The following is a 13,894-nucleotide window of genomic DNA, read 5'->3' as shown; positions in this document are numbered from 1 at the left end:
CGACCGGAACGAAGAGACGCTTTAGCCGCCACGCACGCAGCGTGGAAGCTAAAGCGTCTTTTTTTTCATGTATCGCGAACTCGGGCAAACGGCTCGGGGATTTAGATGGATTCGCCTTCGTCGAGGAAAATGTCTTCGTCGTCCCGGTAGGACGAAACAATGGCCAGCTCCTCCTCACGGGAAGCGTCACGCTTGCCCGGTTTCAGGCTGCGAAGCTCTTCGAGCACGAAGCTGCCCGCATCCTTCACCTTCCCCGCCCATTCCGTCGTATGCTCGCCGACGGACTTCGCCAGCTCCTGCGTCTTCTCGCTGACCGCCTTCGCCTGATCGGCGATGTCCGCCCGCAGCTCCTTGCCCGGCTTCGGCGCAAACAGCAGCGCGCTCAGCGCTCCGAGCGTGCTTCCCACCACCGCGCCGATCAAAAATCCTTTCGCTTTGGCCATAATCCCTCTCCCCTTCGTTTGGCTTCCTGGACGAATGCCTATCGGATAATACAGTATAGCGGCCCGGAAGGATTTTGACACAACTTTTTCGACGTCCCGCCTCTACCGGCGCAGAGCCGCCAGGAGAGCGAAGCGCCGCTCGGAGCGCCGCTTGTATTTGGGCAGCGACCGGTAGACGTCGACCGTCTCCCGGTAAGCTTCTTTGGCTTCCGCCTGCTTGCCCAGGCGGGTGTAGATTTGGCCGAGCCGGTAATACGCCTCGCAGGAAGAGCTGTTCAGCTCGCGGAATTCCCGAAGACAGGCCGCCGCCTTCTCCGGCTCGTTGCCGGCCACCGCTTCGGCAAGCCGCAGATACGGCTCGCCGTAAGCGACTCGGGGATTGAGCGCAAGCGCCTGTCTGATCCGGTCCTCGCCTTCCGTAAGATCCCCCTGCTTCAGGCGGCAGAGGCCCAGCTCGTACCAAACCTCCGCCGAGTCCTCCATGATCGGCAGCGCTTGCCTGAGATACTGTTCCGCTTCCGCATAGCGCTTCTTTTGAATCAACAGCCGGGCCGTTTCCAGCTTGGCCGCCGTGTCGTGGATATGGGTGCGCAGGTGACGCTTCAGCTCGCGCAAGCGGGCCGACCGCTTGAAGGGGGCCGTTATACTGGGAAAAAGTCCGATAAACCGCCGGTCGATTACATAATACACAACCACCAGCACGACGAGGGCCATCAGCGGGCTGCCGGTCAGCCAGGCCAGAAGGCCAAACAGGATAAATTTACTCACGGGTTTCCTCCACCAACGTTTCGTTTGCTATCAGTATACCATAGAGGAAACGGCAAAAAACGGGAATCTCCAAACCGCGGAGATGTCCCGTTCCTCGTCTTTATCGCTCGTCTTTATCGCTCGTCTTTATCGAATGAAGCCGAACCGGGCAGCAGAGCTGCCGCCGGCCTTAGACCGTATCCTTCCAGTTCGACTTCCAGTCGTGATACTGCCGCTCGGCTTCATCCTTGGTATGGCCGTGCCGCTCCTGGATTTTGCCGATGAGTTTATCCTTTTCGCCGGCAATGACATCGAGGTCGTCGTCGGTGAGCTTGCCCCACTGCTTCTTGGCCTCACCCTTTATTTGTTTCCATTTCCCTTTCAATACGTTTTCGTCCACGAGGATCCTCTCCTTATTGTTCAATTGGTATTGAAATTGTGGATTGCTGCCCCTTCCTTCTTACCCCTTTGCCGTTGCGGCGAAACGAAAAAAAGCTCCCCCGAAGGGGAGCCACCCGGCAAAACGTCTCTGTCTATGTATGGCCTATGACCGCCTTCATGCGGTCTCCGGCAGGGAATAGTCCTCTTCCGGATACAGGACCAAGGCTTCCCATTGGGGATCCAGCCGTTCGGGGGAAGCCAGCCTCGCTCTGCGCTCGGCCAACTGCCGTTCCACCCATTCTCCAAATGGAATCTGCAAGATCCACGGTTGGTTTTTGGCTACGTACCGGCTGCAGTAAAACTCTCCGTATTTCTCGAGCAGCTCATCTTCCAACATGGCGCTCCCCCCCGATTGAGAAATGGACTGTATGGTCCTTTTTCACCTCAATTCGGAGGGTTGAAACGAGCCTTGCGCCCGGCTCAAAAATACATATTCGGTTCCTCGGCGGAGCCGGACTGCCCCAGCATGTCCCGGTAGCTTTGCGCCCGCTGCGAGTGATAGAGGCCTTCTTCCCCGGGTTCGATCGCCAGCGCTTGATGCCACTCGGCCATCTCCTGCAAATAGCGGAGGCGGTCATGCTTAAAGAGAGGCATCGTCCGGTTAATCTCACTCATGCTGCATTCTCCCTTCGGGTTGAAATCGGAACCCGGTTAGTGTCTCCCGCTTGCCCGGAGCCATACAGCTAAGCTTGATTGGGGACCGTAAAGGGAGTTTAAGCGAAGCCCAAACGGGAGAAGCTGGTAAAAGGGAACATATTCGATTCGGAACGGGAGGATGAATCCATGCAGCCTTATCGGTATACCGATCTGAACGAGCATTCGGAATGGCTTAACGAATTGGGCCGGCTCGAAGCTCGCATGACCGCTTCACTGGGAGAAGAGGTTCGGCTTGTCGCCTACTCTCCGGAAACCCATGAGTTGCCTTCGGAATCCGCCTGTCGGGCGGGGTTGGACGATTGATGGCCTCCTCTTGCTCCAACCGGGCCATTTTGGTACAATGGAACTAATTTAAAGGCAATGATACCGGGAAGGGTACAACCTCGCATGCGATGCTGAGGAAGTACCTTTTTTCTTATCAAAATCCCTTATTACGAAGAAGGAGTGGACCCTATGTTACTGGAAGCTGTCTACCATCGCCCGAAAATGAATTGGGCTTATGCTGTGGACACTCACACCCTGCAAATCCGGATTCAAACCAAGAAAGGCGATATGGAGCAAGTCAGTCTGCTGCACGGAGACAAGTACATATGGGAGAAAAGCAGCAAGGTGGAGCCGATGGAGCGCCTGATCTCGGATGCCCTGTTTGATTATTGGGAAATCTCGGTTCACCTCTCGCTGCGCCGCCTTCGCTACGGCTTCAAGCTGGAATCGGCAGGCCAGACGCTTTGGTTCACCGAGAAGGGCTTTTTCGAGGAAATGCCTCCCGACTCCTGGGGGCTTTTCGAATATCCGTTTCTTCACGCAGGAGAAATCTTTGCGGCTCCCGCTTGGGTGAAAGACGCCGTCTTCTATCAAATCTTCCCCGAACGGTTCGCCAACGGAAATGTGCTCAATGATCCGACCGAAGTCGAAGAATGGGGCGGCAAGCCGACGCCCACCAACTTTTTCGGAGGCGATCTGCAAGGGGTCCTCGACCACATCGACCATCTGAAGGAACTCGGCGTCAATGCGGTCTATTTCACCCCGGTCTTTGAAGCAACCACGAACCACAAGTACGACACGACCGATTATATGAAGATCGACCCGCATTTCGGCAACAACGAGCTCATGAAGGAGCTTGTGTCCGCCTTCCACCAGAACGGAATCCGCGTGGTTCTGGATGCCGTCTTCAACCACTGCGGCAACAGCTTTAAGCCCTTCCGGGATGTGCTCGAGAAGGGCGAGAAATCCGCTTATGCGGGTTGGTTCCATGTTCGGGAATGGCCGCTCACCGTCAAGGAAGGCTTTCCGACCTACGATACGTTCGCGTTCGAGCCGATCATGCCGAAGATGAACACCGAGAATCCCGAGGTGAGGAAGTACCTGCTTGAGGTTGCCCGCTATTGGGTCGAAGACATCGGGATCGACGGATGGCGGCTCGATGTTGCGGACGAGGTGGATCACTCATTCTGGCGGGACTTCCGCAGCGTCGTCAAGCAGGCCAACCCCGAGGCTTATATTCTCGGAGAGGTATGGCACGACGCCTTGCCTTGGCTGCAGGGCGATCAGTACGATGCCGTCATGAATTATCCGTTTACCGATGCGGTCATCAACTTTGCCGCCAAGGGCAAGCTGGACGCCGCCGGGTTTGCCGCCGAGCTCGGCCATCAGATCGGTCTGTATTCGCAGCCTGTCACCGAGGCGGCCTTCAATATCCTCGACAGCCACGATACGGCCCGCCTGCTGTACCGCTGCAAGGAAAACAAGGATTTAATGAAGGCTGCCGTCGTTCTTCAGTTCACCTACCCCGGCGTTCCTTGCGTTTATTACGGGGACGAAGTCGGCATGAGCGGAGGGGACGATCCCGATAGCCGGCGCTGCATGGTGTGGGAGAAGGCCGATCAGGATCTCGATCTCTTCGGCTTCTATCAGAACATCATCCGCTTCCGCAAGGAACACCCTGCCCTGCGTTCCGGCAAGCTTCGCTTCCTGCTGCAGGAAGCGGGGAGCCGGACCGTCGCCTTTGAACGCGAGCTGTCCGGGGAGCGAATCGTCGTGGCGGTCAACGTTTCCGACGAGACCGCGACCGTAGCTCTGCCATTGGCCGAAGGTACCTGGCTCGACTGGCAGCTCGCCGAACCGGTCGCAACCATAGCTTCGAAGGATGCGGCCCATTCCCTGGAGCTGCCTGCCTACGGGTATTCCATTCTCGTTCTCCGCTAACCGAGTCTTCCGACGGACTCGATCAGCATACAAAAGCCTCGGCCTGCGGCCTGGATTTCCGTGATACGGAACCCAAGATGCCGCAAGCCGAGGCTTTTACATTTGCCTATTTTCGATTCGAGGATCTTACTTCAGGACCACAGAGGTATACGGCGGAAGCTGGATCGCTTCCTTCTCCAGCTTCGTCTCGCCGGACGTAGCAAATTCAACCCCGGCGGGCGTAAATTCAAGCTGCTGAAGGGAGACGGACTGCGCCTTCCCGGAAAGGTTGTGCAGCACGAGCACCTTCTCCTGCGGCGTCGTCCGATAGAAACCGGCGACCGCCTCGACTCCCGTGTCAAGCCCGGCGATGCCGCCATTCTTCAAGGCAGGCTCCTCGCTCCGCCATTTCAACAAGGTCTTGTAGCGGTTCAAGAGCGAGCCCGAATCGGCGAGCTGCTCCTCGACCGAAGGCGGATTGTCGGCATTGGCACGGATCGGCTCCCACGCCGTCTGTCCCTTGCCCGGCTTCCCGCCCGCATTCCACAGCATGGGCTCGCGGATCTGCTCGTCGGGCTTCGCTCCGCGCATGCCGATTTCCTCGCCGTAGTAAAGGAAAGGGTTGCCCGGCAGCGTCAACAGGAGACCGGCGGCCATCTTCGCATGATCCAGGTTGTTCTGCACTTCCGACATCACCCGGTTCTGGTCGTGATTGGTCAGAAACGGCGCATCGATGAATGTGCCTTGCGAGGTTTTGTCGAAATACGTATACACCGTATCCAACCGTCCGGCGATATCGGACGCGGACTCGGAGCGGGCCGAGGCGAGAAGCAGCTTCGCCAGATCGAAATTGAACGTGCCGTTCAGCGCCTTGTTCAGCAGCGGACCGGATGCGGCGGCGCTGTCCCAGACTTCCCCAACCAGATAGGCGTTCGGGTTTACCTCATTCAGACCCGCCCGGAATGCCTGCCACCACTCGGCGTTCTTGGCATAAATCTCCGGCTTGCCTTTCTGGTCCCCGAAGTCTTCGTAGATATGCTTCGCCGCATCGAGGCGCAGGCCGTCCAAGCCCTGCTTCAGCCAGAATTGGCCGGCCTTGATCAATTCGGCGCGGACCTCCGGGTTGTCCAGGTTGAGATCGGGCATCGTGTCCGAGAAGATGCCGAGGTAATGAGAGCCATTCTTCTCGTGCCAGGGGTTGCCAGAGCTGGCTGCGCTCGTTCCGACCGGCTGAACGCCCTCGTCCTCCGCCCACTGATACCAGCTGCGGTACTTGCTCTCCTTCCCTTTGGCCGAGTCGACAAACCAAGGGTTGGCTGTGCTGGTATGATTGGCCGCGAAGTCCATGATAACCTGAATGCCCCGCTTATGGGCCTCCTCGGTCAAACGGTTCAGGTCCTCGAGGGTGCCGTAGTCCGGATTGATGGCATAGTAATCGGAAGTATCATAGCCGTGATAGCTCGGCGACTTCAGGATCGGCATCAGCCAGATGCCGCCGATGCCGAGGTCTTTGAGGTAATCCAGCTTCGCCGTCACCCCGTTGAGGTCGCCGATGCCGTCGCCGTTCGAATCGGAGAAGGACCGCACGAAGATTTCATAATAAGCGGTGGACGGCTGCTGATGGGTTGCGGCCGCCGATGGGACCGGCGTGGCCGCAGGCGCTTGGCTCGCCGCCGGTGCGGAGGCGACGGGAGCGGCGGATGGGCTGCGGCTGGCCTTCGCCGCCGTATCGGCATCCCGGCTGCAGCCGGAAAGGCCCCCGCTCCCGGCGAGCAGCAAGGCCAAAGCGGCGGCGGAAATTCCCCGGCGCCAGTTGAAAGAGGGAACCGAAATTCGGTTCCCTTGCCAACGTTGTAACGGATACCGAAGCCGGCTCATCCTTTGTTTGCTCCCGACGTCAGCCCCTGCACGAGGAAGCGCTGCAGGAAGAAGAACAGCAGGGTGATCGGAATGGCGATCAGCACCGCACCGGCGGCAAACAGGGTGAAGTTGCTGTCCTGATACCGGCTGACCAAATCCCACATGCCGACGGCAACCGTCCATTTTTCCTTCGTGCGGAGAACCAGTCTGGCGAAGATGAAGTCCATCCACGGCCCCACGAAGCTCGTCAGCGCGACGTAGGTCAACATCGGACGGGACAGCGGCAGAATGATCCGGGTAAAGATCTTCATGTGGCCGGCTCCGTCAATGCGGGCGGCTTCATCCAGGCTGCGCGGAATGGTATCGAAGAACCCCTTGACGATGAACCCGCCCAGCACCGCACCGCAGGAATACACGAGCACGATCGCCGTGTGGGTGTCCAGCAAGTTGATCTGCATCAGAATGATGTAGATCGCGGTGAGGCTCATGAAGCTGGGGAACATGCCCAGCACCAGCATCAGCGTGAGCGCCGTCTGCCGGCCCTTGAAGCGGAACCGGGACAACGAGTACATGCCGAGCGTGACCAGGAAGGTCGAGAGAATCATCGAAAACGTCGCGATCTTCAAGGTGTTCAGGTACCAGGTGCCATACGGGAAGGTGCTGGTCGTGAACAGCTCTTTATAGTGAACCAGCGAGAAGTGATCGGGTAAAAAATGCGGGCTGTACAGGGCCGTACCCGGCCGGAACGAGGCCAAGGTAATCCACAGCACGGGATAGATCGCGATAACGGAAATCACAATCAGCAGCAAGTAGCTGACGGTCAGTCCAACAACACTTTGCTTTTTCCTCATTGGATCATATCCTCCTCTTTAAACGACCGCGAACGTCGGAAATTCCAAATGGAGAACGAGGCGATAATGAGGAAGATGATGATTCCGATCGCGGCGGCCATGTTGAACTTGCTGTTGTCCAGCGTCAGTTTGTACAACCAGGTGACCAGCAAGTCCGTGGCTCCCGCGTATTGATATTCGCCCTTCATCGGATTTCCGTTGGTCAACAGGAAGATGACGTTGAAGTTGTTGATGTTGCCCGCGAACTGCATGATGAGCACCGGTATCGTCGTGAACAGAATGAACGGCAGCGTGATGATCCGGAACTTCTGGAAAGGGGTCGCCCCATCCACTTCGGCCGCTTCGTACAGATCCTTCGGAATCGAGGTCAATACGCCGAGAATCAGAACCATGCTTACCGGAATGCCGACCCACATGTTGACGACAATGACCGTCACTTTGGCCCAGAAAGGATCGGTCAGCCAAGGGAGTCCATCCAGTCCAAACGCTTTGAAATATTGATTAATGGGCCCGAATTGGCCGTTAAACAAGTTCCTCATAATCAGCAGGGAGATGACTTGAGGAACGGCATAAGGAAGAATCAGGATCGTACGCCAGAGCTTCTTGAATCGGATGCCCTTTTGCTCGATCAGCAAGGCGACCAGGATGCCTCCAAAGTAAGTCGTAACCGTGGCCGCAATGGCCCAAACAATCGTCCACCACAGAACGCCAAAAAAGGTATCTTTCCAGGATTTCAGTTGAATCAGGTCGCCGAACGTGCGAAAACCGACCCAATCGACCAGCTTGGCCGGCGGAATATGGTCAGGTGCCGAGTAGTTGGTGAAAGCCAGGAGAATCGTAAACAAGATCGGCATGATGGTGAAAAACAAAACACCGAGTGCCGGCAAGGAGAGCATTAAATGAGGAAAATAGTTATCCGTCAGGTTATTGACGGATTTCTTAAAGCCTGCAGGTTCTTTGCCTTCATCCCGGAGCTTCCCCGTTTGATAGGCGTCATGAATGTTCAGGATATAAATGAGCGCAAAGATGAGGAACACGATCAGAACGATCATGCCATCGAGCAGCAGGAAGATGGAATGGTCGCCTTTCTGGAGCACGGTCGAATTGTTGACCTTCACGAACTTTTGCGTCTTCTCGCCCAGGGTGGTCAACCCCCAGATCGCATGGCCGAACCTCGGAATCAAATAAACCAGGCCCAACGCTTCGATGGCGGCAAGGAATAACCCTTTGATTCGCTGTCCGTTATAGAATTGGCCTAACCCTTGGACCAATACGGACAAAATGGCAGCCATTTTACGGTGCTGCTTCATGGCGTACGGCTCCTCTCCACGGTATGTCGGAATCACCCGCCGGTACCTCCCGGCGGGTGATTCCCTTCAATCGGCTGTCTGTTATTTGGAGGTTTTCATGGCATCCTTGATCTGCGTTACGGCATTGTCCAAGGAAGACTTAACATCCTTGCCGCCGTCCCAGATATCGGTCATCGCGGAGGTAATCGGTCCCCATACGCTGGCCATCTCGGCGAGAGCCGGCATCGGAACGGAGTTTTCAAACTGCTTCAGGAACGCTTGGGTGATCGGATCGCCGGTGACCTTCGGATCGGCGGCCACTTCTTTGTTGGAAGGCAGGTTGCCGGTCATCTCGAAGTTCTTCATCTGCGATTCCTTGCTGGAGAGGAATTCAGCCAGCAGCTTGGAAGCGTTCGGATACTTCGTGTTGGCGTTGACATAGTAGGCCTTAACACCGGAGAACGAGGACATCGGCTTGCCGTTGAACGAAGGCAGCGGAGCTACTCCGAAATCAACGCCCGCTTTCTTGTAATCGCTGATTCTCCACGGTCCGTTAATGTCCAATGCCAGGGTGCCGGCCTGGAACAAACCGTTCTTGATATCGCCGCTCACATCGCCGGTCTTAACCGGAAGCACCGTAGACTTCAGGGACTGCATGAATTTGGCGCCTTCGATGGCTCCTTCGTTGTTCAGCCCGATGTCGTCCTTGTTGGTGTTGTCGCTGCCGAAGACATAGCCGCCCGTTGTAGCCAGGAAGCCAAAGTCGTAGTAGAACTGCTGCAGCTCCCACATCAGCGTGTATTTGTTGTTCTTGGGATCGTTGTAGGTCTTGGCAAAATTGACGATTTCGTCAAACGTGGCAGGAGGCGTCGGGAACAGTTTCTTGTTGTAGAACATGGCATAGGTTTCGTTGTTGTATGGATAGCCGTACAAGATGTTCTCGAACGTGACGGCCTTGACGGCCTTCTCCGAGTTGGCAGCGGTTACTTCGTCGGCGAATACGTCATTGGGCAGGATCAGACCCGCTTGAGCGGCACGGCCAACCTGGTCGTGGGGGAATACGACAACGTCGGCGCCAAGTCCGGCCGGGCCGTCCGTCGTCAGCTTCGTGACCTGATCCGTCGGAGGCAGCTCTTCGAACGTAACCTTCACTCCGTACTTATCGGTGAAATCCTTGAGACGAGCGTCCAGGAAGCCTTGCTGCGGCTTATCTTCCCAGATCTTCAGAGTGGCGCCCGCTTCCGGGGTAATGGCCGGTGCCGCAGATTGCGCGGGAGCCGTGGAGGCGGAAGGAGCCGCCGATGCCGAAGGCGCCGTAGAGTTTTCCGGGGAAGCGCTGGAGCCGCTTTCACTCTTGCTGCCGCAAGCCGTCATCGTGGCCACCATCGAAACTGCCATGGCGAATGTTGCCGCTTTCTTTAAATTCACTGAAAGACCCACCTTTCGAAATTAAAAATATTTTTGCCGGTTTAAGGCAAACGTTTGTGCAAACGAGAACCTTTTTTGTAGAGTTGGGGTTATTTTGCTTCCTGCTTGTTCTCATTTGCGCAACTGAAAGCGCTTCATGCTGTGCAAATGAATCATACACCAAAGTGCAATTGCATCAAAGGTTTTTGTTTTGCCAATATAGCCAATAAATCCCGTTCGATCTTTCAAAATCGCCCATTTTCTCGATAACTCTTAATTTCTTGCATTTTCGATTGAGCCCGGAAAAACCATCCCCTGTTTACATGTTGCGCAAATTAGTTTAGAGTATCAGGGAGGACAAACGTTTGTACACATGGGAGGAACCCACATGGCTGTGACCATTATCGATGTAGCCAAGAAAGCCGGAGTCTCTCCCTCCACGGTTTCACGCGTCATTTCCGGCAGCTCGCGGATCAGCACGGAGACCACGGAGCGGATACGCGCCATCATGGAAGAACTGGGTTACGTACCCAATAGCATAGCCAAAAGCCTCGTTTCCAAAACGACAAATTCCATCGGTCTGGTTTTGCCCAAACCGGCGGAGGAGCTGTTCCTGAACCACTTCTTCTCCGAGCTGATCCGGGGCATTCTCACTCAGTGCTCCCGCTCGGAAATCGACCTGATGATGACCACCGGGGCGACGGAGCGTGAAGAGGTGGACGCCGTCTCCCGTCTGGTTCGCGGACGCAAGGTGGACGGCATCCTGCTGCTGTACTCCCGCAAGGAGGACCCGACCATCGAGTTCTTGCAAAAGCAGGATTTCCCGTTCGTACTCGTCGGACGCAGCAATTATGAGACCCCGATCTTCACCGTCGACACGGATAACCGCCAAGCCGCCTATGACGCCACCCGTCACCTGATCGACCAAGGGCATAAGCGCATCGGCTTCGTCAGCGGCCCGCCGAACCTCGTCGTGTCCGAGGACCGTCGCACCGGGTATACCCAAGCCCTGGAGAGCGCCGGAATTACCCTCCATCCTGAATGGATCGTCGAAGGCGATTTCCTTCAAGAAAGCGGTTACCGCGCCATGTCGCTGATCATGAGCCAGCCGGAACGGCCCACGGCCTTTGTCGTCATCGACGACATGGTCGCATTCGGCGTCCTGCGCGGACTGACCGAGCTCGGCGTCCGGGTGCCGCAGGACATCAGCCTGGTCGGCTTCAACAACATCGCCGTCACCGAGCTGACCTCGCCACCGCTTACCAGCATCGACATCGGGATTTATGAACTCGGTTACACCGCTTCCCAGCTGCTGCACAAGATTGTAAAAGGCGAGCCGACGCCGCAAAACCGGCTGATCATCCCTCACCGCCTGATCGTCCGTGAATCTTCGCTTTACCGGATCGGGTGATTGATTTGCAGCGTAAGTCAAAGGCTCCCCCTACCGCGGAACAGGTGCGGTAAGGGGAGCCTTTTTGAATTGGGTTACTTATAGAGAAGCTTCGGTTATCGGGCCGCTTCCTTGATCGCCTTCAGCCGCTTCATCACGTCATTGGCGCCGCGTCCGAAATAGTCGTGCAGCAGGCTGTATTCTTGATAAAGCTTGTCGTACACGGCTACGTTCTCGGGAATCGGCTTGTAGCTCTCCTCGCGGATGCGGGCCATCTTTTCCGCCGCGTCGACGATGCTGTCGAACCCTCCCGCTTCCTTGCCGGCCGCCACCGCGGCGAACATCGCCGCTCCAAGCGCCGGAGTCTGCTTGGAGGCCGCCACCCGAATCTCGCGTCCCGTGACATCGGCGTAGATTTGCATCAGCAGGCGGTTCTTCTGCGGCAGCCCGCCGCAGGCATACAGCACGTCAACGGAGACGCCGTTCGAATGGAAGGCATCGACGATCTTCCGGGTGCCGAATGCGGTGGCTTCGAGCAGCGTGCGGTAGATTTCCTCCGGCTTGGTGAGGAGCGTGAGGCCGACGATCAAGCCGGTCAAGTCGGTATCCACCAGCACGGACCGGTTGCCGTTCCACCAATCGAGCGCGAGCAGCCCGGTCTCGCCGGGACGGTAGGCGGAGGCTTTCTGCTCCAGCCAGGCGTGGACGTTGGTGCCCTCCCGCTCGGCCGCTTCCTTGACATAAGCCGGTACCGCCTCATCGACGTACCAGGCGAAAATATCGCCGACGGCGGATTGTCCGGCTTCATAGCCGAAATACCCGGGAATGATGCCGTCCTCGACCACGCCGCACATGCCCTCGACTTCCTTCTCCTCCGTGCCGAGCAGCATGTGGCAGATGGAGGTCCCCATCGCCATCACCAGCTTGCCCGGCGTGGTCACGCCGGCCGCCGGAACCGCCGCATGGGCGTCCACATTGCCGACGGCGACGGCGATGCCCGGAAGGAGGCCCAGCGCTTCCGCCATCTCCGGCGTCAAGCCGCCCGCCCGGGTGCCGAGCGGAACGACTTCGCCGCGCAGCTTGGTGTCGGCGAGCTTTTCCAGCCGGGGATCGAGCGCCCGGAAGAACGCTTCGGACGGATATCCGTCGCGCTTGTGCCAGACCGCCTTGTACCCGGCAGTACAGCTGTTGCGGCGAATCTCGCCGGTCATGCGGGAGATGACCCAGTCCGTGGCTTCCAGGAACTGGTCCGCTTCGTCGTAAATCTCCGGCGCTTCGTTCAGGATCTGCCACACCTTGGCGAGCATCCATTCGGAGGACAGCTTGCCGCCGTAACGGGGCAGGAAGATCTCCCCGCGCTCCGCCGCGATCTCGTTGATGCGGTTCGCTTCCTCCTGGGCGGCGTGATGCTTCCACAGCTTCACCCAGCTGTGCGGGTGCTTGCTCCACTCCGGCTTCAAACACAGCGGCTCGCCGGCTGCGTCGATGGGAAGCATGGTGCAGGCGGTAAAGTCGATGCCGAGGCCGATTACGTCTGCCGGCGCGATGCCGGAAGCCTTCATCACGGCCGGGATCGCCTGCCGCAGCACCTCCAGGTAATCGTCCGGGTGCTGCAAGGCCCAGTCGGGCGGCAGCTTCTCGCCCGAGGATGGCAGCACCTCGTCGATAACGCCGTGCGGATACGGCACCACGTGCTCGGCAATCTCCGCTCCGTCGTTCAGGCTGACCAGTACCGCTCTTCCGGATTCCGTTCCGTAATCGACTCCAATGGCATAGTTCATGACGGTCTCTCCCTTTCCCATGGGCATGAATGAATTACTTCTGGCCGTAGTAAGCTCCGGCTCCGTGCTTGCGCAAATAGTGGCGGTCAAGCAGCTCCCGGCTGATCGGCTGCGCTTGCGGATTCAAGAGCACCGTCCGAAACGCCATCTTCGCCACTTCTTCCAAGACGACGGCATTGTGCACCGCCTCCTCCGCCGACTTGCCCCAGACGAACGGAGCGTGTCCGTGGACGAGCACCGCCGGCATGGTGAGCGGGTCGGTATCGCCTAGCCGCTCGATGATGACCGCTCCGGTCTCCCGCTCGTAGGCTCCTTCGATCTCATCCGGCGTCATCGGCCGGGTGCAGGGAATCTCGCCGTAATAATAGTCGGCGTGCGTCGTTCCGAATGCCGGGATCGCCCGTCCGGCCTGCGCCCAGGAGGTCGCCTCCGGCGAATGGGTGTGAACGATTCCGCCCAGGCCGGGATACGCCCGGTAGAGTGCAAGATGCGTCGCCGTATCGGAGGAGGGCTTGTAGTGGCCTTCGGCCACGTTGCCGTCCAGGTCCACCACGACGAGATCCTCGCTTTTCATCGACTCGTAGCTGACGCCGCTCGGTTTGATGACCACGAGTCCGCTCTCCCGGTCGATACCGCTTACATTTCCCCACGTAAAGGTCACAAGCCCGTACTTGGGCAGGTCCATATTGGCGCGCCAAACCTCTTCCTTCAAATGCTCCAGCATGCGTATGACACTCCTTTCCGTTTCGCGTTCTCCTTCCCATTATAACTTGTACGTACAAGTATGAACAGCCCTGAAAACAGAAAAAAACCGCCGCTCCCGTCGGGGAACAGCGGATGGAAA

General features: G+C 57.6%; 14 protein-coding genes. 3 read left to right on the top strand and 11 right to left on the bottom strand.

The window, feature by feature from the left end; translation table 11 throughout:
- Window positions 1–101: 101 nt before the first annotated feature.
- The 5 genes from ACSEXS_RS04620 to ACSEXS_RS04600 all read right to left on the bottom strand — a co-directional run bounded on the left by ACSEXS_RS04620 (window position 102) and on the right by ACSEXS_RS04600 (window position 2,246).
- Window positions 102–443 carry a YtxH domain-containing protein gene (locus tag ACSEXS_RS04620; RefSeq protein WP_438432003.1) on the bottom strand — a complete coding sequence of 114 codons (342 nt, stop codon included), beginning with the start codon at window positions 441–443 and terminating at the stop codon, window positions 102–104.
- A 102-nt stretch (window positions 444–545) separates the two neighbouring features.
- Window positions 546–1,211: a tetratricopeptide repeat protein gene (locus tag ACSEXS_RS04615; protein ID WP_438432002.1), complete on the bottom strand. Its 666-nt coding sequence runs from the start codon at window positions 1,209–1,211 to the stop codon at window positions 546–548.
- Window positions 1,212–1,380: 169 nt separating this feature from the next.
- Entirely contained in the window at window positions 1,381–1,590 is a 210-nt protein-coding gene (locus ACSEXS_RS04610) for a CsbD family protein (protein ID WP_438432001.1), read from the bottom strand.
- Between the two features lie 156 nt (window positions 1,591–1,746).
- A complete protein-coding gene (locus ACSEXS_RS04605; protein ID WP_438432000.1) occupies window positions 1,747–1,968 on the bottom strand; it encodes a hypothetical protein in 222 nt (73 codons plus the stop codon).
- Window positions 1,969–2,051: 83 nt separating this feature from the next.
- Complete coding sequence (locus tag ACSEXS_RS04600; RefSeq protein ID WP_438431999.1) at window positions 2,052–2,246, bottom strand: hypothetical protein; 195 nt, start codon at window positions 2,244–2,246, stop codon at window positions 2,052–2,054.
- A gap of 168 nt (window positions 2,247–2,414) precedes the next feature.
- Here ACSEXS_RS04600 and ACSEXS_RS04595 point away from each other — a divergent pair, with 168 nt between their 5' ends.
- Both ACSEXS_RS04595 and ACSEXS_RS04590 read left to right on the top strand, forming a co-directional pair.
- Complete coding sequence (locus ACSEXS_RS04595; protein ID WP_438431998.1) at window positions 2,415–2,591, top strand: hypothetical protein; 177 nt, start codon at window positions 2,415–2,417, stop codon at window positions 2,589–2,591.
- Between the two features lie 150 nt (window positions 2,592–2,741).
- Window positions 2,742–4,493, top strand: coding sequence for an alpha-glycosidase (locus ACSEXS_RS04590; RefSeq protein ID WP_438431997.1), 1,752 nt, complete (start codon window positions 2,742–2,744; stop codon window positions 4,491–4,493).
- 126 nt (window positions 4,494–4,619) lie between these two features.
- On the opposite strand, the gene ACSEXS_RS04585 is transcribed toward ACSEXS_RS04590, so the two are convergent.
- From ACSEXS_RS04585 to ACSEXS_RS04570, 4 genes are all read right to left on the bottom strand, one after another.
- Window positions 4,620–6,350, bottom strand: a complete 1,731-nt coding sequence (locus ACSEXS_RS04585; RefSeq protein ID WP_438431996.1) for an alpha-amylase family glycosyl hydrolase — start codon at window positions 6,348–6,350, stop codon at window positions 4,620–4,622.
- The gene (locus ACSEXS_RS04580; RefSeq protein WP_438431995.1) at window positions 6,347–7,183 is read right to left on the bottom strand and encodes a sugar ABC transporter permease; all 837 of its coding nucleotides are present in this window, start codon (window positions 7,181–7,183) and stop codon (window positions 6,347–6,349) included. Before ACSEXS_RS04580 ends, ACSEXS_RS04585 begins: the two co-directional genes overlap by 4 nt.
- Complete coding sequence (locus tag ACSEXS_RS04575) at window positions 7,180–8,493, bottom strand: carbohydrate ABC transporter permease (RefSeq protein WP_438431994.1); 1,314 nt, start codon at window positions 8,491–8,493, stop codon at window positions 7,180–7,182. Before ACSEXS_RS04575 ends, ACSEXS_RS04580 begins: the two co-directional genes overlap by 4 nt.
- An 81-nt stretch (window positions 8,494–8,574) precedes the next feature.
- On the bottom strand, window positions 8,575–9,900 hold the full coding sequence (locus ACSEXS_RS04570) for a sugar ABC transporter substrate-binding protein (RefSeq protein WP_438431993.1): 1,326 nt from the start codon (window positions 9,898–9,900) through the stop codon (window positions 8,575–8,577).
- A 367-nt stretch (window positions 9,901–10,267) separates the two neighbouring features.
- Here ACSEXS_RS04570 and ACSEXS_RS04565 point away from each other — a divergent pair, with 367 nt between their 5' ends.
- Complete coding sequence (locus tag ACSEXS_RS04565; RefSeq protein ID WP_438431992.1) at window positions 10,268–11,290, top strand: LacI family DNA-binding transcriptional regulator; 1,023 nt, start codon at window positions 10,268–10,270, stop codon at window positions 11,288–11,290.
- 95 nt (window positions 11,291–11,385) lie between these two features.
- Here ACSEXS_RS04565 and ACSEXS_RS04560 read toward each other — a convergent pair whose 3' ends face one another.
- Together ACSEXS_RS04560 and ACSEXS_RS04555 are read right to left on the bottom strand one after the other, a co-directional pair.
- Window positions 11,386–13,050 (bottom strand): ribulokinase, encoded by a 1,665-nt coding sequence (locus ACSEXS_RS04560; RefSeq protein WP_438431991.1) that lies wholly within the window; start codon window positions 13,048–13,050, stop codon window positions 11,386–11,388.
- Between the two features lie 34 nt (window positions 13,051–13,084).
- Window positions 13,085–13,774: an L-ribulose-5-phosphate 4-epimerase gene (locus ACSEXS_RS04555; protein ID WP_438431990.1), complete on the bottom strand. Its 690-nt coding sequence runs from the start codon at window positions 13,772–13,774 to the stop codon at window positions 13,085–13,087.
- Window positions 13,775–13,894 lie beyond the last annotated feature (120 nt).

The sequence above is a fragment of the Gorillibacterium terrae genome (assembly GCF_051594785.1).
In the GTDB taxonomy this organism is placed as follows: Bacteria; Bacillota; Bacilli; order Paenibacillales; family NBRC-103111; genus Gorillibacterium.
Note: the sequence above shows the minus strand (reverse complement) of the source record. Positions and strands in the feature narration are given on the sequence as shown.